At 61.3% G+C, this 23,329-nt stretch carries 23 protein-coding genes; 14 read left to right on the forward strand and 9 right to left on the reverse strand.

Features of this window, described 5'->3' with window-relative positions:
* Positions 1-114 precede the first annotated feature (114 nt).
* The 5 genes from HMPREF2692_RS10610 to HMPREF2692_RS10630 all read left to right on the forward strand — a co-directional run bounded on the left by HMPREF2692_RS10610 (position 115) and on the right by HMPREF2692_RS10630 (position 4,438).
* The gene (locus HMPREF2692_RS10610; RefSeq protein ID WP_061923053.1) at positions 115-330 is read left to right on the forward strand and encodes a DUF3046 domain-containing protein; all 216 of its coding nucleotides are present in this window, start codon (positions 115-117) and stop codon (positions 328-330) included.
* 210 nt (positions 331-540) lie between these two features.
* On the forward strand, positions 541-1,674 hold the full coding sequence (recA, locus tag HMPREF2692_RS10615) for a recombinase RecA (RefSeq protein ID WP_061923051.1): 1,134 nt from the start codon (positions 541-543) through the stop codon (positions 1,672-1,674).
* On the forward strand, positions 1,675-2,271 hold the full coding sequence (gene recX, locus HMPREF2692_RS10620) for a recombination regulator RecX (protein WP_061923048.1): 597 nt from the start codon (positions 1,675-1,677) through the stop codon (positions 2,269-2,271). It begins immediately after the preceding gene.
* A 41-nt stretch (positions 2,272-2,312) separates the two neighbouring features.
* A complete protein-coding gene (gene miaB / locus HMPREF2692_RS10625) occupies positions 2,313-3,833 on the forward strand; it encodes a tRNA (N6-isopentenyl adenosine(37)-C2)-methylthiotransferase MiaB (RefSeq protein WP_083323835.1) in 1,521 nt (506 codons plus the stop codon).
* An 11-nt stretch (positions 3,834-3,844) separates the two neighbouring features.
* Positions 3,845-4,438: an Rv2732c family membrane protein gene (locus HMPREF2692_RS10630; RefSeq protein ID WP_070823574.1), complete on the forward strand. Its 594-nt coding sequence runs from the start codon at positions 3,845-3,847 to the stop codon at positions 4,436-4,438.
* An 18-nt stretch (positions 4,439-4,456) separates the two neighbouring features.
* Here the strand turns inward: HMPREF2692_RS10630 and HMPREF2692_RS10635 are convergent, their stop codons facing one another.
* Together HMPREF2692_RS10635 and HMPREF2692_RS10640 are read right to left on the reverse strand one after the other, a co-directional pair.
* Positions 4,457-5,557 carry a GNAT family N-acetyltransferase gene (locus tag HMPREF2692_RS10635; protein WP_246823446.1) on the reverse strand — a complete coding sequence of 367 codons (1,101 nt, stop codon included), beginning with the start codon at positions 5,555-5,557 and terminating at the stop codon, positions 4,457-4,459.
* A complete protein-coding gene (locus HMPREF2692_RS10640; RefSeq protein ID WP_070823575.1) occupies positions 5,547-6,854 on the reverse strand; it encodes a DUF349 domain-containing protein in 1,308 nt (435 codons plus the stop codon). Before HMPREF2692_RS10640 ends, HMPREF2692_RS10635 begins: the two co-directional genes overlap by 11 nt.
* A gap of 96 nt (positions 6,855-6,950) precedes the next feature.
* Between HMPREF2692_RS10640 and HMPREF2692_RS10645 the strand changes: the two genes are divergently transcribed.
* Genes HMPREF2692_RS10645 through dapF form a run of 3 tightly spaced genes read left to right on the forward strand, consistent with a single transcriptional unit; the run spans position 6,951 to position 9,279 of the window.
* Positions 6,951-7,556 (forward strand): hypothetical protein, encoded by a 606-nt coding sequence (locus tag HMPREF2692_RS10645; protein WP_062044145.1) that lies wholly within the window; start codon positions 6,951-6,953, stop codon positions 7,554-7,556.
* Positions 7,550-8,452, forward strand: a complete 903-nt coding sequence (miaA, locus tag HMPREF2692_RS10650) for a tRNA (adenosine(37)-N6)-dimethylallyltransferase MiaA (protein ID WP_070823577.1) — start codon at positions 7,550-7,552, stop codon at positions 8,450-8,452. The genes HMPREF2692_RS10645 and miaA overlap by 7 nt, the downstream gene beginning before the upstream one ends.
* Positions 8,449-9,279, forward strand: a complete 831-nt coding sequence (gene dapF / locus HMPREF2692_RS10655) for a diaminopimelate epimerase (RefSeq protein WP_061923034.1) — start codon at positions 8,449-8,451, stop codon at positions 9,277-9,279. The genes miaA and dapF overlap by 4 nt, the downstream gene beginning before the upstream one ends.
* On the opposite strand, the gene HMPREF2692_RS10660 is transcribed toward dapF, so the two are convergent.
* Positions 9,276-9,791: a hypothetical protein gene (locus tag HMPREF2692_RS10660; RefSeq protein WP_061923031.1), complete on the reverse strand. Its 516-nt coding sequence runs from the start codon at positions 9,789-9,791 to the stop codon at positions 9,276-9,278. The genes dapF and HMPREF2692_RS10660 overlap by 4 nt on opposite strands.
* 22 nt (positions 9,792-9,813) lie before the next feature.
* The gene (locus HMPREF2692_RS10665) at positions 9,814-10,590 is read right to left on the reverse strand and encodes a hypothetical protein (RefSeq protein WP_062038631.1); all 777 of its coding nucleotides are present in this window, start codon (positions 10,588-10,590) and stop codon (positions 9,814-9,816) included.
* 79 nt (positions 10,591-10,669) lie between these two features.
* Between HMPREF2692_RS10665 and hflX the strand changes: the two genes are divergently transcribed.
* The 3 genes from hflX to HMPREF2692_RS10680 all read left to right on the forward strand — a co-directional run bounded on the left by hflX (position 10,670) and on the right by HMPREF2692_RS10680 (position 14,553).
* Complete coding sequence (gene hflX / locus HMPREF2692_RS10670; protein ID WP_070823578.1) at positions 10,670-12,124, forward strand: GTPase HflX; 1,455 nt, start codon at positions 10,670-10,672, stop codon at positions 12,122-12,124.
* Positions 12,125-12,154: 30 nt separating this feature from the next.
* Positions 12,155-13,435, forward strand: coding sequence for a uracil-xanthine permease family protein (locus HMPREF2692_RS10675; RefSeq protein WP_070823580.1), 1,281 nt, complete (start codon positions 12,155-12,157; stop codon positions 13,433-13,435).
* A gap of 113 nt (positions 13,436-13,548) precedes the next feature.
* Entirely contained in the window at positions 13,549-14,553 is a 1,005-nt protein-coding gene (locus HMPREF2692_RS10680; RefSeq protein WP_070823582.1) for an HNH endonuclease signature motif containing protein, read from the forward strand.
* 90 nt (positions 14,554-14,643) lie between these two features.
* Here the strand turns inward: HMPREF2692_RS10680 and HMPREF2692_RS10685 are convergent, their stop codons facing one another.
* Genes HMPREF2692_RS10685 through HMPREF2692_RS10695 form a run of 3 tightly spaced genes read right to left on the reverse strand, consistent with a single transcriptional unit; the run spans position 14,644 to position 18,092 of the window.
* Positions 14,644-14,913 (reverse strand): HPr family phosphocarrier protein, encoded by a 270-nt coding sequence (locus tag HMPREF2692_RS10685; protein ID WP_061923017.1) that lies wholly within the window; start codon positions 14,911-14,913, stop codon positions 14,644-14,646.
* A gap of 51 nt (positions 14,914-14,964) precedes the next feature.
* Positions 14,965-17,088: a PTS fructose transporter subunit IIABC gene (locus HMPREF2692_RS10690; RefSeq protein ID WP_070823584.1), complete on the reverse strand. Its 2,124-nt coding sequence runs from the start codon at positions 17,086-17,088 to the stop codon at positions 14,965-14,967.
* A gap of 41 nt (positions 17,089-17,129) precedes the next feature.
* The gene (locus tag HMPREF2692_RS10695; protein WP_070823586.1) at positions 17,130-18,092 is read right to left on the reverse strand and encodes a 1-phosphofructokinase family hexose kinase; all 963 of its coding nucleotides are present in this window, start codon (positions 18,090-18,092) and stop codon (positions 17,130-17,132) included.
* Positions 18,093-18,293: 201 nt separating this feature from the next.
* On the opposite strand from HMPREF2692_RS10695, the gene ptsP reads away from it, so the two are divergent.
* The gene (gene ptsP / locus HMPREF2692_RS10700; protein ID WP_070588406.1) at positions 18,294-19,979 is read left to right on the forward strand and encodes a phosphoenolpyruvate--protein phosphotransferase; all 1,686 of its coding nucleotides are present in this window, start codon (positions 18,294-18,296) and stop codon (positions 19,977-19,979) included.
* A 51-nt stretch (positions 19,980-20,030) separates the two neighbouring features.
* Here ptsP and HMPREF2692_RS10705 read toward each other — a convergent pair whose 3' ends face one another.
* Together HMPREF2692_RS10705 and lexA are read right to left on the reverse strand one after the other, a co-directional pair.
* Positions 20,031-20,816, reverse strand: coding sequence for a DeoR/GlpR family DNA-binding transcription regulator (locus HMPREF2692_RS10705; protein ID WP_061923004.1), 786 nt, complete (start codon positions 20,814-20,816; stop codon positions 20,031-20,033).
* Positions 20,817-21,125: 309 nt separating this feature from the next.
* The gene (gene lexA, locus HMPREF2692_RS10710; RefSeq protein ID WP_070823587.1) at positions 21,126-21,845 is read right to left on the reverse strand and encodes a transcriptional repressor LexA; all 720 of its coding nucleotides are present in this window, start codon (positions 21,843-21,845) and stop codon (positions 21,126-21,128) included.
* Positions 21,846-22,152: 307 nt separating this feature from the next.
* Between lexA and HMPREF2692_RS10715 the strand changes: the two genes are divergently transcribed.
* The gene (locus tag HMPREF2692_RS10715; RefSeq protein ID WP_070433216.1) at positions 22,153-22,548 is read left to right on the forward strand and encodes a hypothetical protein; all 396 of its coding nucleotides are present in this window, start codon (positions 22,153-22,155) and stop codon (positions 22,546-22,548) included.
* A gap of 253 nt (positions 22,549-22,801) precedes the next feature.
* Positions 22,802-23,260, forward strand: a complete 459-nt coding sequence (gene nrdR / locus HMPREF2692_RS10720) for a transcriptional regulator NrdR (RefSeq protein ID WP_061922995.1) — start codon at positions 22,802-22,804, stop codon at positions 23,258-23,260.
* The last annotated feature ends 69 nt before the right edge of the window (positions 23,261-23,329 follow it).

Here is a 23,329-nt window from a genome sequence, read left to right on the forward strand (position 1 = left end):
GGGCAGATTACACGCCTGGCATTGCGGCTGGGAAACTCGCCTTTTGAACGGCGTTCAGGCGGGTGTGTTGAGCAGGGACTGGGGCTTGGAAGTTCGGCCTGTAGGATAGCGGGCATGCGATTGACGGAGTATCACCAACTGATAGTCGATGAATTCGGTGAATCCGAAGGCAAGTGGATAAGCCACTCCCACGTGCTGGCTAAATACGGTGAAACCGCCGACGAGCTCATCGAACGCGGGGTAGACCCAAGCGAGGTGTGGGAAGGCCTGTGCGACGATTTTGATGTTCCGGAAAACCGCCGCCTAGGCGTGGACTATCCCACGCTCTAGTTGTTCGAACGCATTCGAAGACTTGTGAGTTAAAAACTGGGCGGACACGCGGGGTTTGTATTTTAGTTTCGAACACTTGTGTGTAAGGTGGTTTGGGGTGTCGGGCGTCGGCGCTAGCTTAGCTTTTGCTGCGGAACCGCAGGTAAGGTTTGGCAGTCTAAATCAATGGACCTGTGGGATGCGCAGGTAAATCAACGTTAGGAATTAAAAATGGCAACGAAGAAGAAGTCCACCGCTGCGGCGGGCAAGGGAGATGACCGCCAGAAGGCGCTCGACGCCGCGATGGCGATGATTGAGAAGGATTTCGGTAAGGGTGCTGTCATGCGCCTTGGCGACGACGAGCGTCCCCCAATCCGCGCGATTTCCTCCGGCAACACCGCCATCGACATCGCACTGGGCATCGGCGGATTCCCGCGCGGGCGCATCGTGGAGATTTACGGCCCAGAATCCTCGGGTAAGACCACCGTTGCGCTGCACGCGATTGCGTCTGCGCAGAAGGAAGGTGGCATCGCTGCGTTTATCGACGCCGAGCACGCCCTCGACCCTGAGTACGCTCGCCTTTTGGGCGTGGATACGGATAACCTGCTGGTTTCTCAGCCGGATACCGGTGAGCAGGCGCTGGAAATCGCCGACATGCTCGTGCGTTCCGGCGCTATCGACATCATCGTTATCGACTCCGTCGCGGCCCTTACCCCGAAGGCGGAAATCGAAGGCGAGATGGGTGACTCCCACGTCGGCCTGCAGGCCCGCCTGATGTCCCAGGCGCTGCGCAAGATGACCGGCGCGCTGTACAACTCCGGCACCACCGCCATCTTCATCAACCAGCTGCGCGAGAAGATCGGCGTCATGTTCGGCTCCCCGGAGACCACCACCGGTGGTAAGGCGCTGAAGTTCTACGCTTCCGTGCGCTGCGATATCCGCCGCATCCAGACGCTTAAGGATGGCCAGGATGCGATTGGTAACCGCACCAAGATCAAGATTGTAAAGAACAAGGTTTCCCCGCCTTTCAAGATCGCCGAGTTCGACATCATGTACGGCGAGGGTATTTCGCGTGAGTCCTCCATCATCGACCTTGGCGTGGAGCACGGCTTTATCAAGAAGTCCGGTTCCTGGTTTACCTACGAGGGAGACCAGCTGGGGCAGGGTAAAGAGAAGGCCCGTAACTTCCTGAAGGAAAACAAGGACCTGGCTGATGAGATTGAGAAGAAGATCTTCACCAAGCTTGGCATCGGCGCCGCGGCCGCGACGGGAGAGGAAGTCCACATGGACGTGCCCGGTGCGGACGATTCCTTGACGGATGACGCCGTCGATTTGGTTCCGAACGTCGACTTCGACGACGACTAAATGTCAAAGCCCGCCCCAGAAAAGCTCGAAAAGCTTCGCCAGGCGCTTGCCGAATATGAATCCGGCGCCGCTGGAGGCGGGCTTTTTGATGCCGAAGCAGAAGAAGCCAAAGCCAAGGTGCGTTCGCGCGCGCTGTTGTTGCTGGATCAGCGCGCGCGTTCGCGCAAGGAATTAGGCGACCGCCTCCTTGCCCTCGAATTCGACGCCGAGGTGGTGGAGATGGTCCTCGATGACCTAACGCACGTGGGCCTGCTTGACGACGCCACCTTTGCCAAAGAGTGGGTGCGCCAGCGCCATGCCCGCAGGGGTAAATCCGCGCGCGTGCTAGATCGCGAGCTGCAGGAAAAGGGCGTGTCCCAAGCCCTGCGGAGTGAGGCCTTGGAACAGGTGACGGAGGAGTCTGAGGAGTCCATTGCCCAGGCCTTGGCAGTAAAGAAGGCACGCTCTGTGAAAACGGTGCCGGAGGATAGGGCAGAGCGTGATAAATACTTGCGCCGCATCGTAGGCGTGCTGGCGCGGCGCGGTTTCAACCAAGGCATGTCCATGCGGATTGCCATTGCGGCGCTGGATGCGCGCATCGCGGAGCTGGAATCCTAGGGTTTATGAGTTGGCTGCTTTGGCCGATAGAATGACCCGACGTGAGTAATCCCCAGACTGAGGCGCCCCGCACCTACGAAGTGCGTACTTTTGGCTGCCAGATGAACGTGCACGATTCCGAGCGCATCTCCGGCTTGCTGGAGGAGGCAGGCTACTGCGCAGTCGACTCCGGCGACGAGCCCGACCTCATCGTCTTTAATACCTGCGCGGTGCGTGAGAACGCAGATAAGCGCCTATACGGCACCCTGGGCGCATTGAAGAAAACCAAGGAGAATCACCCCGGCATGCAGATTGCCGTGGGCGGCTGCTTGGCGCAAAAGGACAAAGACACCGTCCTCGATAATGCGCCGTGGGTCGATGCGGTCTTTGGCACCCACAACATGGGTGCCCTTCCTACGCTGCTCGAACGCGCGCGCCACAATGACGAGGCCCAGGTGGAAATCGTTGATTCCCTCGAGGCTTTCCCCTCCGTGCTCCCTGCAAAGCGCGAGTCTGCCTACGCCGGCTGGGTCTCGGTCTCGGTGGGCTGCAACAACACCTGTACCTTCTGCATCGTTCCTTCCCTGCGCGGTAAGGAAGAGGACCGCCGCCCAGGCGACATCCTGGCCGAGGTCAAGGCGCTGGTAGACCAAGGCGTCTCCGAGGTCACCCTGCTGGGCCAAAACGTCAACGCTTATGGCGTGAACTTTGCAGACCCTGACCTGCCGCGCGATAAGTTCGCGTTCTCGAAGCTGCTGCGCGAGGTGGGAAAGATCGAGGGCTTGGAGCGTCTGCGCTTTACCTCGCCGCACCCGGCAGAATTTACTTCCGACGTCATCGACGCCATGGCCGAGACCCCAGCCGTGTGCCCGCAGCTGCACATGCCGCTGCAGTCTGGCTCCGACCGCATCTTGAAGGAGATGCGCCGGTCTTATCGTTCGAAGAAGTTCCTCGCCATCCTGGATGAAGTCCGCGAGAAGATGCCGCATGCGGCCATCACCACTGACATCATCGTCGGTTTCCCAGGCGAGACCGAAGAGGACTTCGAGGCCACCATGGAAGTGGTAAAGCGCGCCCGTTTTGCTTCCGCTTTTACCTTCCAGTATTCGCCGCGCCCGGGTACCCCGGCGGCGGAGATGGAAAAGCAGGTCCCGAAGCACAGCGTGCAGGAGCGCTTTGAGCGCCTTGTCGCGCTGCAGGACTCCATCCAGGCCGAGGAGAATGCGAAGCTGGTTGGCACCGACGTCGAGCTGCTGGTGCAGGCCGAGGGCGGCCGCAAGGCTGACAAGACTCACCGCCTGACCGGACGTTCCCGCGATGGCCGCCTCGTGCACTTTGCGCCTATCGACGCCGCCGGCACTTCCATCAGCGCAGATATCCGCCCAGGCGACGTCGTGCATACCACCGTCACCGATTCTGGTTCCTTCTTCCTCGTGGCTGACTCCGGCGTTACCGAGCACCGCCGCACTAAGGCCGGCGACATGTCCGCAGCGGGTCAGACCCCAACCACCGTGCCTATCGGCGTAGGTTTGGGTCTACCGCAGGTTGGCGCCCCCGCCACCCAAGATTCCTGCGGCTGCTAAAGGAGTATTTCATGAGCAATCAGTACGACACCGCCCACGCCGCCGAGCGCGCTGCCGCCCAGAAGATGGAACTGGGAGGCTACAAAACCGCGCTCATCGTAGCGGTTGTCGCGTGGGTGGCGTACCTGGTTCTGCCCTATGCCGGCACCGCCCACGGCTGGGAGGTTCTTGGTCTGGACAGCTCGAGCGTGAAGATTTCCATCATGGAGAACATCTCGGGGTGGTGTGCCCTGCTGGGCATCGGCGTGCTGACCAGCCTCACCGTCATCACCCGCCGCTTAAACTTCGGTCTTGCTGCATGGATGCTGGTGGCAATCTCGCTGTTTCTTAACCTCTGGGGCTTCTGGTACCGCGGCTCGACCGCGGACGGCGCCTCCATCGGCATGTGGGTCGGCGTGCTCGCTAGCCTGATTGCATTCTTGGCGTACTGCCGCGTGGCCTTTAGGCGCAGCCCCGAGCAGATTGCAGCGGCCGAAAAAGCCCGCGCCGCAGCCAGCTCCCTCGATCAAGTCGGCGTCCTGCAGACGGAGGCCGCGACTACACTTCCTCCGGAGGAGAATCCGCTGCTTATCGACGACCGGCGCCGCCAAGCACACAAGCGTTAAGCCCCGAATGCTCAGTCCTTAACTGCGGAGATGCAGCTCCCAGGCTGAGGAAGTGGAAATAACCTTCGCGCCTAGGTGCTTATAGATGCGGTTCATCGCCGGGTCCGCATCCGCGACCGAGCAATATGCTCGGCGCGCGTCCGGCCACCACCGCGCGACCTCGTGCAGTGCGTGCAGTTTCGCAGCCGTGGCCAGTCCGCGTCGACGCCTATCGCGGGCGGTGACCGTCAGCGTCCACTCACAGACCTCCGGGTCCGCATCCGCGTGCCGGGAAAGCTCCGTCAGCGCCACGATACGCCCGGCTTCCTCGATCGCAACCAGAAGAGTATGCGAGCGCCGTGCCCGCAGCCTGCGATGCGCCTCCTCCAAACGCTGCGCGGTCCAGTAAATAGGCTCGGTGCTCAAATCGCCGTAGACCGCATCCGTGGAGGCCACGGTCAAAAGCTCCAGGATGTCATCCAGATACTCAGCGGGGATGTCATAGTCGGCAAAGACATGAAATTTGCGCGAGGCCACCGGGAAAGGCCGCGCTGGCGTATCCGGAAACTCTACGAACATCTGGTGCTCGGCGTGCTTTTGTGCAAAGCCCCGCGCGATATACGGGCCCGAGAACGGGTCATAAGAGTAGTCCGCATCGGCAGGGTAGAGCATACCTATCTGTGCGACGCTGCGGCCGAGCTTATGGGCCAGGTCGAGGGCGGCGTCGACAAGCTGCTCGGTCACTCCGCGCGCTTCCGCGGACAGCTCCTCGCCGGGCATGGGCAGCAGGCCCGCCGCGAGAACGCACTCGATTTCCGCATTCTGTGTTTCTTCAAGAAGAGGCAGCGAGATATGGATGAAGCCGTCGAAATCCAACTCCGGGCTGGGCTCCACCGCGGAAATAGTGGGCAAGCCCAGCGCGCCCACCTCCAGTGGGGTAGGAGAAGTTAGCCCAAAGAGATAGGTCTGCGACTCGTTCGAGCCCTGCAGGCGCTGGACCACCCGCGAAGGCGCAGAAGACGCGGCTGGGTCACCGCTGGCCTCCTGCGCATACAGGTTCGCGTCGAAGACGAAGCTACGGACGCAATCTGCTGGCTCTCCGCGGCCAGGGACAATCTGGACGAGCAAACTATTTGTCATTTACAGCAGCTGCCGCTGCGTCCGCGAACTCCTGCCACTGCGCGGCTTGGGCGCGCAGGTCCTGCTCCTTCGTGGCGTTGCCCTTGGCAGCGGCGGCGTCGGCTTGCGCGTTTAGATCGTCAACCTTGGACTGGAACTGCGCCACGCGTGCCTGAGCTTCGGGATCGGTACGGCGCCACTCGGAATCCTCCGCGGCGGAAACGCGCTTTTCCAGGGCCTCAATCTTGGCCTCGTATTCACGGACCTGGTTGCGTGGGACGAATCCAATTTCCTCCCACTTTTCTTGCAGCTCGCGCAGCTTCGCCTTGGCGGCCTCGATGGACTTGGAAGGATCGATTTGCGAGTCGTATTCCGCAATCAGGGCGTCCTTCGCCTGCGCGTTGGCGGCGAATTCCTTATCGCGCTCGTCGTTGACGGCGTTGCGAGCGGAAAAGAAGTGGTCCTGCGCAGCGCGGAACTGCGCCCACAGCTTGTCATCGGCCTCGCGCGGGGCGCGGCCGGCGGCCTTCCACTCGGTCATCAGGTCACGGTAGGCGCGCGCGGTGGCTGCCCAGTCGGTGGAATCCTGCAGCGCCACGGCGCGCTCGACGAGCTCTTCCTTGCGCTTGCGGGCCGCCGCGCGGTTGCGGTCTAGCTCCGCGAAGTGCGCTCCACGACGCCTATTAAAGGAGTCGCGTGCGCGCGAGTAGCGCTTCCAGAGGGCGTCGTCAGTCTTGCGGTCGATTCCGCGAATCTGCTTCCACTCCTCGAGGATGGCGCGGATGCGATCTCCCGCGGCCTTCCACTCGGTGGAGTTCGCTGCGATGTCCTCGGCCTCTGCCGCGAGCTTCTCCTTGGCCGCGATGCCTTCCGCGCGGCGGCGCGCTTTATCGGCCTGCGCTTGCTCGCCGGCGCTTACGGAGTGCTCGATGACAGCGCCCAAACGCTTGTCCAAGGCCGCAATATCGCCGATAACGGCAGCGGTAGGTAAAGACTCCCGCAGCTCCGCGGCGGTGGCCTTGATGGTTTCCGCCTCGCCCGGGTGCGCTTTCAAACGCGTTTCCAGCAGCTCAATCTCGGTGGAAAGGTCATCGTAGCGGGCACCATAGTGCGCCAAGCCCTCAGCCGGGGTGCCGGCTTTCCACTCGCCAATCTTGCGCTCGCCTTCGGGAGCATTGACGAAGACGGAACCGTCTTCCTCCACGCGGCCCCATTTGGCCGGATCATTCTTTGCGACCTTAGCCGCCGGCTGTGCGCCCGGGCGAGGGCCTGGACGAGCACCCTTCTTGGGCATTGCACCTGGGGTTGGGATAGACATGGTTGAAACCGCCTTTATGAAAGTCGCGCCGCGCGTCACGGCTGCCTAGAGTGTTCTCCCTAACAGTACCTTCTCCTGCATTAGGATGAGTGAGCAATGTTAAATCTTTTGATTATGCCTTCCTCGCCGGCCTTGGCGGAGGAATTATCTCCCGCAGATGCCCCTAGCCGCGCGCTATTAGGCGCAGCTCGGCAGCTAGTCCGCGAATACGCGTCGGCCAATGAGGAGCTGGTGTTAGACATCGTTGGCTCCAGGGATGCACGCTGGCATACGGCACATACAGGATCCCTGCGCGCGTGGGGCGCCCCGAGCGTGCAGCTGGGCGAGGGCAATTACCTGCCGGAGCTTATGGCGCGCTACATGCTTGCAGGCGGTCCGGATTATCGCGTGGGTGAGGTCCGCGAGCACCTTGGCACCCCGCGCGCGGGCGTTCTCACCATCGTGTGCATAGACGGCAGTGCCGGGCTTACCCAACGCGCGCCGCTCGCGCTTATCGACGCCGCCCCTGCGGCCGCCCGGTGGTGCGAATCCCTGCTAGCGGGCGCGGACGAAAGCTGCGATGAAGAAAAGCTGCGTGCCGCCGGCGTCGAAGAGACTGCTCTGTGGGCAGAGCTCGCGGCGCTGCGGCCGGTAAAAGCGGAACTGCGCGCGGCGGATTCGACGCTGGGCGTTGGACGATACGTGGCGGGGTGGCAATGCTAAGACCAATCGCAGTCGTAGGGCCTACGGGTTCGGGTAAAAGTGACTTGGGCGTGCAGCTCGCGCATGAGCTAGACGGCGAGGTTGTCAACGTCGATTCCATGCAGCTCTACCGCGGCATGGACATCGGCACGGCGAAGCTCACGTTGGAAGAACGCGAGGGCATCCCGCACCACCAGCTTGACGTCTGGGAAGTCACGGAGAAGGCCTCCGTCGCGCGCTATCAGGCAGACGCCATTGCCGACGTCGAGGCGATCATGGCCCGCGGCAAAACGCCCATCCTCGTGGGTGGCTCGATGCTCTATGTCCAAGCGCTCGTCGACGACTGGCAGTTTCCACCCACCGACCCTGCAGTTCGCGCGAAGTATGAGCAGCGGAGGGTGGAAATCGGCGTCGATAAGCTGCACGCGGAGCTTGCAGAAGTAGATCCGGCCGCGGCCGCCATCATCGAGGACAAAGACCCGCGGCGCACCGTCCGTGCGCTGGAGGTCATCGAGCTAACCGGCAAACCCTTCAAGGCCAGCCAGCCGCCGAAGGACGCGCCGCCGCGCTGGAACATGCTGCTGCTGGGCCTGCGCACGCAAGCAGATTGGCTCAACCCGCGCATCGAGCTGCGCAGCCGACGCATGTTCGAACGCGGGCTCGTAACGGAGGTCGAGCGCCTGCAAACACAAGGCCTCGTAGAAGATTCCACTGCCGGCCGCGCCATCGGCTATGCGCAGGTATTCCAAGCTCAGCGAGGAGAGCTGACCTGGGACGAAGCCATAGAGCGCACGATTACCGGAACGCGGCGCTACGTGCGCCGCCAACGCTCTTGGTTTAACCGCGACAAGCGCATCAACTGGCTGGATGCGGCCGCCGATACTCGTGGGCAGGCGCTGCGTATTATTGAGGCATGAAATTTGCCAAGGGACACGGTACGGAAAACGATTTCGTCATTATCGAAGACCATGACGGCCAGCTAGAGCTTAGCCCCGAGCGCGTGCAGCGCCTGTGCGATCGCCGCGCCGGAATCGGCGGCGATGGCCTGCTGCGCGTGGTCCGCGCGGGAGCGCTGAGGGAGCCGCTCGCAGACGGCATCGCGGACGAGGATTGGTTCATGGACTACCGCAACGCCGATGGTTCCGTCGCCGAAATGTGTGGCAACGGCACTCGCGTCTTTGCCCACTGGGTGCGCTCCCGCGGCTTGGTGCAGGCCGATACCTTCACCGTCGGCACCCGTGCCGGTGCGAAAACGGTGACGGTGCATTCCTTCGATGAGTTCGAGGCGCAGGTTAGCGTGGAGATGGGTGCTGCGCGGGTAACCGGAGTTTCCACGGCGTCGATGGCAGGCGAGAGCTTTGCGGGCCTCGGTGTCGACGTGGGCAATCCGCACCTGGCAGCGGTCATCCCGGGGCTTTCGGCAGAAGGCCTGGCCGAGATGACCTTCGAGCAGCCGACTTTCGATGAGTCCTTCTTTCCCGAGGGAGTCAACGTTGAGGTGCTGACTCAGCTTGCTGAAGGCGCCGTTTCCATGCGTGTCTTCGAACGCGGCGTCGGAGAGACCCGCTCTTGCGGCACCGGCACCGTGGCGGCCGCATGCGCCGCGCTTGCCGACGCCGGCTACGGCACCGGCACCGTCAGCGTCCATGTTCCCGGCGGCACGGTGGAAGTGGAGATCTTCGACGAAGACTCGCGTCTTACCGGCCCTTCGCGCATCGTGGCAACTGGCGAGACCGCGCTTTAGTCTTTGTAGTGCGTGCCGAGGGAAAGGGCCGCGCGGCGGGCGGCGAGCCAGGTCTCGCGCAGCTCGGTGGCGCGGTCATCGGTAACCCTTAAGAGGGATTCCAGCTCGTCGGTTTCGATGTCTGTGCGGTATACGCGGATGTCCAAGCGGCTTAAAAATCGCTTGGCACCGTTTAATTCGTAGCGGAAGGCCTCGATGGTGGGATCCGTGCAATCCAGATCCAGCAGCGCGGGGCGGTGCAAAGTGCGGTCTGCAATGGCATCGGTATTTTGCGAATTGCAGAAGGCGTCGAATTCAGCGATCACGTCGCGGATATCGTCCGCGGAAAGATCGATGGAGGTGCGCAGGGCGGCGTGCTCGGAGGCGTCGGGACGTGCAGAGGCGAAAAGCCATATGGCGCCTGCCACCAAGAGCGCAATGAAAAGGCCAGGCAGTTTCAGGGTCACGATGAGCGCAACGGCTGCCACCACCGCGAGGGTGACGGCGAGCATATGTCGCCCTGTCGAGTCCATACCTGGCCCTTCTTCGTTTTATTTAGTGGCATCCGCCAGAACCGCAGGAGCAGCCGCCGTCGGAGCCGCAGCCGCCGGTGGGCATTTCGATTGAAGCCGTCAGCATACCAGTTCCAGCCAGAACTTCATCCTTGGCGGGAAGCTTACCGAAGCTGGCCGGTAAGCAGAGGTCGAACGGGAAGACGCCGTCCATGACCAGGTGCATGAACTTTTCGCCGGTAAGCTGGTTTTCGCGCCACTCGGATTCCATCACGCGGGCGGCGAATCGGCAGCCCGGGGTAGGCGCCGCTGCGCCGGAACCCTTCGCGACAATCTCTGCGCCTTCAGACTCGAAGGCCGCCGGGTAAGTATCAAACTCCGCCTCGTAGTCTGCGGCGGAGGCATAGCGTTTCACGCCGAAGCCCATGACGCTAAGGCCTACCTGCTGCCACGGCTGGGTTTCTTCGTCTGCCAGCAGCGGACCCTGCGCGAGGTTAGCGGTGGCCTGTGCGAGAACGGTGCCGAATGGGTCCAGGATTTCCATGAAAGCCAGCACGTCGTTGACCATGGACACATGCGCAAAGCCCTGCGTCACGGAATCGAAACCGATGTAGGTGGCAAAAGGCTCGACCGCGAGAATATTGATCTGCGCTCCGGACGGGTCCGCGAATTGGATGAGCTGACCGTCGCGGATCTCGCCGGTGACGGTGAGCTGGTTGGTGGAAATGGCTGCCTCAACGGCGTCTTGCCAACGCACAAAGTTCAGGCCAATTGCCTGCATCTCAGTATTGGCAGTGGAGGCGGGGGAAGTTTCGGTCATAGTGGCTATTGTATCTCCGCGGGCTTTAGCTACTAAAAATTGGGGTTTTAAGCCTGCGACGTGCAAGAATAAAAGCAACATGAACGAAAATCACGAAGAACTTCTCGCGCAGGCTTTTGGTGAGGAATTCCAGCCCACCACGGGCGACCTCGACCTAGCCGAGCGCAATGCCTTTCGCCGCGTTTCCACCACCATCCGCGCTGAGGACACCACCGACGGCTATGAGGTGGAGTACCGCAAGCTGCGCCTCGAGCAGGTCGTACTCGTGGGCGTATGGACCGAAGGCACCGTCGCCGAAGTAGAGGCCACCATGGCCGAGCTTGCCGCGCTGACCGAGACCGCCGGCGCCGAAGTCGTGGAAGCGATTTACCAAAAGCGCGAAAAGCCCGACCCTGGCACCTACATCGGCCGTGGCAAGGTCCAGGAACTCAAAGAAATCGTCGAAGCCACCGGCGCCGACACCGTCATCTGCGACGGCGAACTGCAGCCCGGCCAGCTTTCCGCCCTAGAGCGCGAGCTCAACACCAAGGTCATTGACCGCACCATGCTGATTCTGGATATCTTCGCCCAACACGCGAAGTCCAAAGAGGGTAAGGCGCAGGTCTCGCTTGCACAGCTGGAATACCTCTATACCCATACCCGCGGCTGGGGCGGCAACCTCTCGCGCCAGGCGGGTGGCCGCGCGGGCTCTAACGGCGGCGTCGGCTTGCGCGGCCCCGGCGAGACCAAGATTGAGTCCGACCGTCGCCGCATCCGCTCCGAGATGGCGCGCCTGCGTAAAGAGCTGCGCGGAATGAAAACCGCACGTGATATCAAACGCTCGAAGCGTCAGGAGTCGACAATCGCGCAAATTGCCATCGCCGGCTACACCAACGCGGGCAAGTCTTCCCTCATCAACGCGATGACCGGCGCAGGCGTGCTGGTGGAAAATGCGCTTTTCGCCACCCTTGACCCAACCACCCGCCGCGCAGAGCTTGCCGACGGCCGCCAAGTCGTCTTCACCGACACCGTCGGCTTCGTGCGCCACCTGCCCACGCAGCTGGTGGAGGCCTTCAAGTCCACCCTCGAGGAAGTCTTGGCTGCCGATATAATGATGCACGTGGTCGATGGCTCCGACCCATTCCCGTTGAAACAGATCGAGGCTGTCAATAAGGTCATCTATGACATCGTGCAGGAAACAGGCGAGCAGGCGCCGCCGGAGATTATCGTCATCAACAAGATCGATAAGGCCGATCCGCTTGTGCTTGCTGAGATTCGTCACGTGCTCGACCGCGAGAACGTGGTCTACGTATCCGCGCACACCGGCGAGGGCATTGACGAGCTGACCTCGCGCGTTGAGCTCTTTCTCAACTCCCGTGATGTGCACGTGCGTTTGCTGGTGCCTTTTACTCGCGGCGATGTTGTCTCCCGTGTGCATGCCGAAGGCACCGTTTTGGGCGAGGAGTACACAGGGGAGGGCACGCTTGTCGACGTCCGCCTGCCTGCCTCCATTGCCCACGAATTGGCGGAGTACGTTGCGGAAGAAGTTTCCTAAAACGCCGCTGGTGGGCCATAATGAAAGCTCGTGAGTACTTTTGGTTGGCGCCTGCACGGCGATGGTAAGAATATTGCACCTGGCGCGGTAGTAGCGCCCGAAGAACGCTTGAGCTGGGGGCGCACTATCGGCATCGGCATGCAGCACGTGGTGGCTATGTTTGGCGCTACGTTGCTGGTTCCCACCTTGACCGGTTTCCCGGTTAATACGACGCTGCTGTTCTCGGGCATCAGCACTATTTTGTTCCTGTTGATTACCCGCAATCGCCTGCCTTCCTACCTGGGCTCTTCTTTTGCCTTCATCGCACCGCTGACGGCGTCGCAGCAGTATGGCATCAGCGCGCAGTCCGGTTCCATTTTGGTGACCGGTGCAGTGTTGATGGCCGTCGGTTTCGTGGTGAAAGCCGCGGGGCGCCGTGTCTTGGATGCCGTGATGCCGCCGGCCGTGACTGGTTCCATCGTGGCGCTCATCGGCCTGAACTTGGCGCCGGCGGCCACGACAAACTTCCAGACCCAGCCGCTCGTTGCGGCGATTACCCTGGCTGCTATCGTCCTTGCAACCGTGGGCGGGCGCGGCATGGTCTCCCGCTTGGGCATCCTCATCGGCGTTGTCGTGGGCTGGGTCTTTGCGGCGCTTACCGGAAACCTAGCGGAAGGAACCGCGCAGACCATCCGCGATGCTGCCTGGATTGGCGTCCCGCAGTTCCACTCGCCGGAGTTTAAGTTCTCCGCCATCGCCGTGGCGCTGCCAGTGCTGGTGGTGCTGATCGCAGAAAACATCGGCCACGTTAAGGCCGTGTCTGAGATGACGAAGCGCGACCTCGATGACCTAGCTGGCGACGCGCTTATCGCCGACGGTCTCGGCACCGCCATCGCCGGCGGCTTCGGCGGCTCCGGCACCACAACTTATGCCGAGAACATCGGCGTTATGGCCGCGACCCGCGTGTACTCCACGGCGGCCTACTGGGTGGCTGCGGTCTTCGCCATCTGCTTGGCCTTCATCCCGAAGTTCGGCGCCCTGATTTTCACCATCCCCACCGGTGTGCTGGGCGGAGCGACTCTCGTGCTTTACGGCCTCATCGGCATGCTGGGCATCCGCATCTGGATGGATAACAAGGTCAACTTCAACAATCCGGTGAACCTGACTTGTGCTGCGGTGGCGTTGATTGCGGGTATCGGCAACCTAACGCTGAACGTGGGTTCCGTTTCCCTCGAGGGCATCGCTTGGGGCTCCATCGGCGTCATTGTGGTCTACCCTGCGGCGAAGTGGCTCTACGAAACCCTTGGTGAGGGCAAGGGCGCCAAGTACTAAAACGGGATACGTCACCAATCTCGCCCCTTTTCGGGGTGAATTTGGCGAAGTTATCCACAGGCCAAAAATTGTCTCTTGTGGGGCTTGGTGAGGGCTTTTTAGGCTTAAAAACCATGAACGCACTAGCAGACTTCCTCGCAGCCCAGGCGCCAGGCATGGCCATTCTTGCCGGCGCCCACGGGCGCAGCGAAGCACAGCTCGTGCAGCTCGGCGCGTCGAACTTACAGGCCCGCGAGCTTATCTATCTGGCGGGCATCTATTTTGGCCCCACCTCCTCTTTGCGCTGCCAGCGCAACGCGCAGGGCTCAGCGCATAGCCTGTCCACGCTGACGATGATCGAAGGCTACATTTCCCGTATTCCACGCCAACGCGATAAGTGGAAAGTACGGGAAACACTCTGCACCAGCACCCTTCCCGCGGACAAGCTGAAGGCAAAAGCCCGCGCGATGGCGAAAGAATACGCCAAGCCGCGGGAACCACAGGAAGGGGTGCGGATTACGCGGCGTCGCCAAGCGCTGTGGTCCCTGACCGTTACCGGCAAGCAGGACATGATTGCCGATATCTTCTCTGCCTTAAAACCCGAAGCGCCCGTCCAATCCTTTTACGAGGGATTCTTTTCCGGTGCGCACAAGCCGGTGGCGGGCTCCCACGTCGTCATCACTTTGGACGAGTTCGTGGAAATCGCGCAAGGCGGCGGGGAGGAAATCCAGCTGCGCATGACCAACGGCGCGAGCATTTCTGGCGCGGATTTCGTCTCCCGCGTGCTTTCCGCGCATGGATTGGTCAGCCTCGTGCATCCTTATGAAGGGCCGGTCAATCTTTATCGCACGCAGCGGTTTGCTAATGAAAAGCAGCGCCTGCTGGCCGCGGCCGAAAATCCCACGTGCGCGTGGCCGGGCTGTAATCACCCGGCGGATAGTGCGCAGGTCCATCACCTCACCTCTTGGGCTAGGGGAGGCGATACGAACATCGGAAACCTCGTTACCTGCTGTGCGTATCACAACGGAATAAATGACGACTCTCCGCCAGGAAGTTCGCCGAAAACTTCCCGTGGAAAGCTAGCTCGCATTCGCGGAAAAATCACCTGGTTGCCGCCGTGGGCTTCGCCGGTGAGCTAGAGCCCCCCGCCACGCGCGGGTGCTTTGGCATGCCCAAAACTTAAAAAAGACTCCCAAGCTTTAAAGCTCGGGAGTCTTTTAACGCTAACGCTAGGAAGCGTCGAGGTCCTGCTCGATGAGAGCGGCAATCTTCTCGACTGCTTCTGCATTCTCGGAGGTAACGGTAACTTCGTCACCCTGCTCAGCGCCCAGGGCCATGATCATCAGGGAGGAAGCTGCGTCGGTCTCTTCGTCGTCATCGCTGCCGACGAGGGTCAGCAGAATGTCTTCGTCATAAGCCTCTGCAGCGTCTGCGATGATGGACGCAGGACGTGCGTGCAGTCCGACGGAAGAGCCAACCTTTACGGTCTTAGATGCCATGATGATAAGTCCTTTCGACTATGTGAGATTTCGTGTCTACAAGTGTACGCGTTATGCCGCGGCCTTGGCAGCCTCCGCCTTGGCGGCTGCTTCCTCGACGGTCTTGTTCGGCCAGAACTGCTTCAGCGCGATGACCGCCAGCGCGGAAACCACGACGCCCGCCGCGATAGCCAGGACATAAGCCCAGGCCGGGTCGATGGCGAAGAAGACAAAGATGCCGCCGTGTGGGGCACGCGAACCGACGCCCAGGGCCATCGACAGTGCACCGGTGGTGGCGCCACCGAGCATCATCGCCGGGATGACGCGCAGCGGGTCAGCGGCAGCGAATGGGATGGCGCCCTCCGAGACGAAGGAGAGGCCGAGTAGCCACGCGGACTTGCCGTTTTCCTGCTCCGCCGGGGTAAATAGGTTCTTGCGCAGGAAGGTCGCAATCGATAGCGCAATCGGCGGAACCATGCCGGAGGCCATGACGGCGGCCATGATCTCCATGGAGGCCTGGTCACCAGTGGAAAGGCCGGCGGTGGCAAAGAGATAGGCCGCCTTATTGACGGGGCCGCCCAGGTCGAAGCACATCATCAGCCCGAGGATGATGCCCAGCAGCACGGCGGACGAGCCGGACATGGAAGAAAGCCAGTTCTGCAGGCCTTCCATAATTGCGGCCAGCGGAGCGCCGAGCAGCAGGTACATCAACAGACCTGTGATAAGGCTGGTCAGCAGCGGAATGATGACAACCGGCATCAGGGAACCGATCCAGCGCGGGACCTTCCAGTTGCCGATCCACATGGCGATGAGTCCCGCGATAAGACCAGTGACCAGGCCACCGATGAAGCCCGCGCCGAGGGCGACGGCGATGGCGCCGCCGGCGAAACCAGGAGCGATTCCCGGGCGGCCGGCAAATGCGAAGGCGATATAGCCCGACAGTGCCGCAACGATAAAGCCCATGGCTGCTTGGCCGATGGCAAAGAGCACCGCACCGATATAGAGCAGCAAGCCGGAGCGGTCGAAGCTCATCATCTCGCCGTCGACCTCAACTTGGTGGCCGGGCAGGTTGGTCAACGAGTAGTTGGTGGAAATCGCCTGCCAACCGTTGGCCATGTCGTATCCGCCGAAGAGGAAGCCGAGGGCGAGCAAAAGGCCGCCCGCGGCCACGAAAGGCACCATGTAGGACACGCCGGTCATGATCGCCTGCTGGATGCGCTTGCCCCAGCCGAGTGCTTCACCTTCTTCTCCGCTGCCTGATGCGCTTCCGGACGCGCTTTCCGATGCCGCCGTTCCCGCCACGCGCCGCGCATTCGGGTTCTTGGCGGCGGCGACGGCCTCATCGAGCATGACGCCGGGCTCGTTGATGGCGCGCTTGACGCCGGATTCGATGACGGGCTTGCCGGCGAAGCGTTCACGTTCGCGCACTCCGACGTCGGTGGCGAAAATGACGGCGTCAGCGGCGTCGATCACCGATTGCGAGACGGAGGTGTTATTCGAGGAGCCTTGGGTCTCGACGGTGAGGTTTATGTCGGTGCGCTCTGCCGCGGTTTGGGCCAGGGCGTCGGCAGCCATGTAGGTATGCGCGATGCCGGTGGGGCAGGCGGTGACCGCCACGATGTTGGTGGCTGCGTTCTCGGTAGTTGGTGTTGCGGTAGCGGACGCCGCCGTAGCGGCGGAAGTTGATGCCGCGGAAGCAGATGACGCCGCGGAAGCAGAATTCGCAGGTTTCTTGGGCTTTTCCGCGTTGACCACATCCAGCACCAGCTTGACGATTTCCTCCTTGGTCGCCGCAGTACGCAGCGCCTCGAGGAAGTCCTTCTTTACCAGCGCGCGGGCCAACTTGGAAAGGATCTTTAGGTGTGCCTTACCGCCACCGGCGGGGGCAGCGATGAGGAAGACCAAGTGGGCGTCACCGTCAGGACCGGAGAAATCGACGCCGCGGGAAAGTCGCGCGAAGGCCAGCGTTGGCTCGGTGACGACCTCAGAGCGGCAGTGTGGAATAGCAACGCCTCCGGGCACGCCGGTGCCAGCCTTGGCCTCGCGGTCGATGGCCGGTTGGGCGAGACCCTCGACGGAGGTCGCGCGCCCCGTCTCGTGCACCAGGGTGGCAAGGTTTGTGATGACAGATTCGACACTGTCGCCGAAATCGGCGTCCAACGCGACCAAGTCTGTCGTGATGAGATTGGATGCCATGAGGACACTCCTTTAATGATCAGAGTTGTAGTTAAACGCGGTTATAGGGTTAAAACTTTGGTTTCTGCGATATTGACTTGTGCAGGCTTTGGTAGCTGGGTGCCGGGCAGAGCCGCAGCGGCAGAACCGTAGGCCACGGATTGGCGCAAAGCTTCCGCAAAGTCCTTCCCTGCGCGGCGGGCCAAAATATAGCCCGCAAGTGCGGAATCACCCGCGCCGACGGTGGATGCGACAGCCGTGGGAGGTGGGGTAGCAGCCCAAGCGCCATCTGCAGTAACGAGAACTGCGCCAGCACCGCCCAAAGTGACGAGAACCTCATCGACGCCGCGGCCAACCACTACGCGCGCGGCTTCGACGACGCCTGAGTAGTCGCCCTGTTCCGCGGCCGCCTCGAGTGCAGTTCCGTCAGTATCGGTGAGCTGGCCGAGCTCAAGCCCATTGGGCTTGATTAGATTCGGCGCGGACTCGTTGAGGCGCTCTGCAAGGGCGACCATCGGGGCGTCGGAAGTGTCGACGGCGATGCGTGCTTGGGGCGCGGCGGAGCGGATGGCGTCGACAAGCGTGGCGTACCAATGCGTGGGAACGCCCTTGGGCAGGGAACCCGCAAGCACCACCCATTCCGCGCCGATGGAAAGCGCGGCCAGCGAGGAGGCAATGGCAGACTGGACTGTCTCGTCGAGCTCAGGGCCCGGGCCGTTGACCTTGGTGGTGCGGCCACCTGGCTCGGTGATGGTGGTGTTGGTTCGGACAGAACCGGGCATAGATACGGCATCGAAGGGAATGTTGCCGTCTTCCATCAAGGTAAGGAAGTGATCACCCTTGCGTGCGGGCAGAAGAGCGACGGATTTCTCGCCGGCAAGGTGCACCGCGTGCGTGACGTTGACGCCTTTGCCGCCTGCGACCTGAGAAACCTGGCTGGCGCGGTGAACTGCGCCCGGATTGATGGCTTCTTGGAGGTTTAGGGTGGCGTCAATACTGGGGTTGGGGGTCAGTGTGAGAATCATTGTGGAGACTCGTCCCTTTCGCAGTTTGCGTATATTGGGAGAAAGCTAGCTGGACGGTGGTCGAGCGCAGATTTCTGCTCCCTGTTGATTCTTGTCTGGTTATGCCCGAAAGTCAATCAAAAGAGTGTGGTATTCGTTGCTTTTTCACCCGATCTGTGATGATCTAGGGGGAGAGCAAATCCCCTCCCGAAGGAATGTGTGATGGAAAACGAATCTCAATCAACCATCAAGGGCACTGGCGTCGTTGCCGGTGTCGCATACGCCGAGGCCGTGTGGGTGCGTCCTCGTCCAGAACTGCCCACTGCTGGGGAGCTAATCGACGAAGAAAAGCGCGACGGCGAGTATGACCGCTTCCTAGAGGCCGTCGATATCGTGGCAAGCCGCCTCGAGCAGCGTGCGGCCGGCGCAGAAGGCCAGGCGGCTGAGGTGCTGGGCGCTACCGCCGGCATGGTCAAGGACCGCGGCTGGCACAAAGCGGTGCGCAAGTCCATCCGTGCAGGCCGGCCGGCGGAGTACGCAACCGCGAGCGCGACTGAGAAGTTTGTCACCATGTTTGAAGCAGCAGGCGGCGTGATGGCCGAGCGCACGACGGACCTAAAGGACGTGCGCGACCGCGTTATTGCGCAGCTGCGTGGCGAGCAGGAGCCAGGTCTGCCGATGGTCAACGGGGAAGCAGTGCTGCTTGCTGATGACCTCGCGCCCGCAGATACCGCAACCCTCGACACCGCACACATCAAGGCTTTGGTCACCGAGCTCGGTGGCCCGACGAGCCATACGGCGATTATTGCCCGCCAGCTGGATATTCCATGTATCGTGGCCGCGGGCGCGGAGCTGCGTGACATTGAGGCCGGCACGCTCGTGTTCGTGGACGGCTCTATTGGCACAGTGAACTTGGGCGCAGACCGCGAGGAGTCTTTGCGGGCGGTAGAGGAATACCGCGAGAAGGCTGCGCGAGTGGCGCAGTGGCGTGGCCCAGCGCAAACTAAGGATGGCTATCGCGTGCAGCTTTTGGCTAACGTCGCGGACGGCAACGCGGCGCGCATCGCGTCGGACTCCCAGGCAGAGGGCATTGGTCTTTACCGCACTGAGCTTTCCTTCCTCTCTGCGAGCGAGGAGCCGACGGTGGATGAGCAGGCGCGCATCTATGGGAAGGTCTTTAACGCCTTCCCGTCTTCCAAGGTGGTTGTTCGCACCTTGGATGCGGGTTCAGATAAGCCGATTTCTTATGCCACCCTGTCTTCCGAGGAAAACCCTGCGCTTGGCGTGCGTGGTCTGCGTATCGCGCGCGATAACGAGGCGCTGTTGACTCGCCAGCTGGATGCCATTGCGAAGGCTTCCGCAGACCGTGGCTACGATGCTCCGACGTGGGTTATGGCGCCGATGGTCGCTACCGCCGTTGAGGCGAAGTGGTTCGCGGGTCTTTGTCGCGAGCGTGGCCTTACTGCGGGCGCCATGATTGAGGTTCCCGCAGCGGCTTTGATGGCCGATACCATCATGCCGCATCTAGACTTCGTCTCTATTGGTACCAATGACTTGACGCAGTACACCATGGCAGCGGATCGTCTTTCCCCGCAGCTGGCATATCTTACTGACCCATGGCAGCCGGCGGTGCTGCGCCTTATCCAGCACACCTGCGTGGTGGGCCAGGATAACGATGTTCCGGTTGGCGTATGCGGCGAGGCGGCAGCGGATCCGCTGCTTGCCTGCGTGCTGACTGGCTTGGGCGTGAACTCGCTGTCGGCGGCTTCCACGGCTGTCGCCGGCGTGGGCGCCCAGCTTGCGGAGCTGACGTTCGAGCAGTGCCAAAAGCTTGCCGACGCCGCCATCAACGCCGAGGGTCCATCCGAAGCCCGAGCGGCAGCGCTCTCTTTGTTGGACGAATTCTAAAACATAACGATAGCCCCGCTTTTTGCGGGGCTATTTTTGTATGTGCCGATGCTACTTATCGGCGGCGATGACTACTTCGATTTCGCGCTCGCGAAGCGCCTCGATGAAGCTTTCTGGTGCGGCGGAATCGGTGATGACGACGTCGATATCCGCGATAGAGGCGAAGCTGACCAAATAATCGTTACCGAGTTTTGAGGAATCGCAGAGGACCACGACCTTGTGGGCGTTGGTGACAAAGGCAGACTTGATGGCTGCCTCTTGGGAATCTGCGGTAGACAGGCCGTGGTCGAGGGTGAGCGCATTGGTGCCGATGAAGGCGACGTCGGCACGCATGAGCGCCATGGTGCGCAGTGCAGTATCGCCCACGACTGCCTGGGTGATGGCGCGGACGGTGCCGCCGAGCAGCTGAACGTCGGGAACGCCGTTGCTTGCCAAGGAAAGCGAGATGGGCAAGCTATTGGAAACTATCGAAAATTGCCCTGCGGCGAATTGTTGGCCGATGAGGTCTGCCAGGGCATTGGTGGTGGTACCCGCGTCGAGGAAGACGCTGCCTCCGGCGTCTGGGAGGAACTGCATGGCGGCGCGTGCGATGGCAATCTTGGCGCCGGTAGCGGAACGCTGCCGGGTGTCGAGGGTCAGCTCTGCGGTTTGGAAGGACTGAGAGGCCACAGCGCCGCCATGCACGCGGTGTACAACGCCTTCGCGGTCTAGAACCGCGAGATCGCGACGAATGGTTTCAGCGGTGACGTCGAAGCGCTCGGAAAGCTCGGTGACGTTGACGCGTCCCTCAACTGCGGTGAGGGAGGCGATCTGACGGCGACGCTCCTCTGCGTACATAGGGTCCTCCAAAGGTCTGCCCAGGAACGGGGTGGGGGCTAGACAACCTCCGTTTATTGGGGGTAAGCGGAAGCTGTTGCCGGAATAATACTGGCTTGTCTCTAGTTTTCCAGAAATCCCTACGAATCGGAACGAAACAAAGAGTTTCACATATCGCCAATCTTGCATGCGATCGCCGAAATTTTCTTTAGCTGCAGATTTGCAAAATGTGACATTAAACGCCGGCCAATGGACAACCGGAAAATTACGCATAAAAGGGGGTATTTTCGGGCAACCGTTGGCCGGCGTTGAAGCAACAGAAGTGGGTGATTAGAGCTTGCGGAATACAGAAACTACCTTGCCCATGATTTCTGCATCGTCACCCTTGATTGGGGAGTAAGCATCGTTGTGGGGCAGGAGCCACACGCCCGAGGAATCCCGGTGGAATTCCTTGACGGTGGCTTCCTCGCCGTCGAGAAGCGCGGCGACAAACTCGCCTTCCTCGGCCACCGACTGCGAACGAACGATAACCCAGTCACCGTTGAGGATGCCTGCGTCCTGCATGGAGTCTCCCACAACCTGGAGCATGTATAGCTCGCCGTTGCCAACTACGTCATCAGGCATGGGGAAGTAGGTGTCGATGTTTTCTTCGGCGGTAATCGGCGAACCTGCGGCAATGCGGCCGACCACCGGAATATAGGAAACTGCGGAAGCGTCCTCTGGGGTGGCGTCGACAGGCTGCTGCGGTTCTTCCTTGGGTGAGGCCTTGCGTCCTGGCTTCTTGGGCTCTTCCTCATTGAGGTGGCGTACGTCGACGGCGCGGGGCTTGTTTGGGTCGCGGCGTAGGAAGCCTTTTTCTTCTAGTTGCTTGAGCTGATAGGCCACGGAAGAGGTGGACTGGAGGCCGGCAGCGTCGCCGATTTCGCGGATGCTTGGCGGGTAACCGCGGAGCATGACTGCGTCGTGAATGACGTCGAGGATGCGGCGTTGACGCGGCGAAAGGGAGCTGATGTCGGGCTTAGCGGAATTTTTAGCTGGCTTGCGTGGCACGGTTTCTCCTCGGCGGGGTTGGAAGTTGCCGCGCGGCTTCCGTCGCGGCTTGGGTTGTTCGAACTTGGGTTGTTTGAACTTGGGTTGCTCGAATTTTCGAAAAACCTCCCTTCTTTTCTACCACCTGGGGGACAAATGTTCGAGAAATTTGCCGGAGGTGTGGACAAACTTTCGAAAAGTTGTTATAAATCGAACATAGCAACTAATTCGAACGGATTAGCGATGGAACTTTTCGAACGTGTCGCAGCAGAAAAGTACTCTGCAACCATCAGTTAATCGCAACGTACAAACACTGGAGGATCTCACAATGGCTATCGCTCTCAACACCGCTTCCACCCATGTTACTTCCACTAACGCTCGCCGCGCGTACCGCGCTCGCGTCGTGCCGGCAGCCTCTGTTTGGGATGCAGATGTCTACGATGTCCGTCGCGCTGGGGTAGCCACAACACCCCACGATGTTCGAACTCTTAGCGTGGATAATCGAACATACGGTGCCCCTATCCGCCGTTGCGCGAATGCTGAAGCCGCTGGTCATGGCGAGCCAGAATATTCGCGTGCGCAGTCGAATCGTGCGAATTATCTGTTGGGCGCTGTCTTTGGTGCAGCCGTGTTCGTCGGAACTGTATTCGGAGGATTGACTGCTGACACTGGTGCTGTCCACACTGAGAACACCCAAGTAGTCCAGGCAGGCGTTACGCACTAGCCGCCGCTGCACGCTAGCCCGTCGCGCGTTAGCTGCCGTCGCGCGTTTGGCGTCGCGCGTTTGGCTAGGCGGAGCCCTTGGCGTGCGGTTCTGTGGGCGTGCGGCGCTGTTGGTGTGGGAAAGTAATCACTCGGCTTGGATGCCGGCCGGAAAATGGCATCCCCAGTTGTTTGGGCAGTACACTAAATGCGGTCTTAACGCCTGCCTTCCACGTGTGGGAGGTGGATGACGTGAAAGTGAAAGGAACCGTGCGGTGTACTGCCCGTTTTGTCATTATGAACAGTCGCGAGTCATCGACTCTCGTGTAGTCGACGCCGGCACCGCCATCCGCCGTCGGCGCGAGTGCGCCTCCTGCAAAGGCCGTTTCACCACGGTGGAAAAAGCGGTTCTTTTGGTGGTTAAGCGCAACGGTCTGGCGGAGCCGTTCAGCCGCGACAAGCTAATCCGCGGCGTCCGTCGCGCTTGCCAGGGACGCGACGTCAGCGACGACGCTTTGAAAAAGCTCGCCCAAGAAGTAGAGGAGACCGTGCGCAGCCACGGCTCCTCCCAGGTCAACGCCAACGACATTGGCCTTGCAATCCTCGAGCCGCTGCGTGACCTTGATGAGGTGGCCTACCTGCGCTTCGCGTCCGTTTACAAGTCCTTCGAAAGCGCCGACGATTTCGAATCCGAAATTCGCCTGATGCGCCGCCGCGACCGCGATAACTTTTAAGAGCCGCAGTGCCAGCCGAGGGCTGGTGCTCGTTTGCGGATGGCGGCGAACGGCGTATGGCCGCATCTG

The sequence above is a fragment of the Corynebacterium sp. HMSC036D03 genome (assembly GCF_001836185.1).
Classification (GTDB): domain Bacteria; phylum Actinomycetota; class Actinomycetes; order Mycobacteriales; family Mycobacteriaceae; genus Corynebacterium; species Corynebacterium simulans.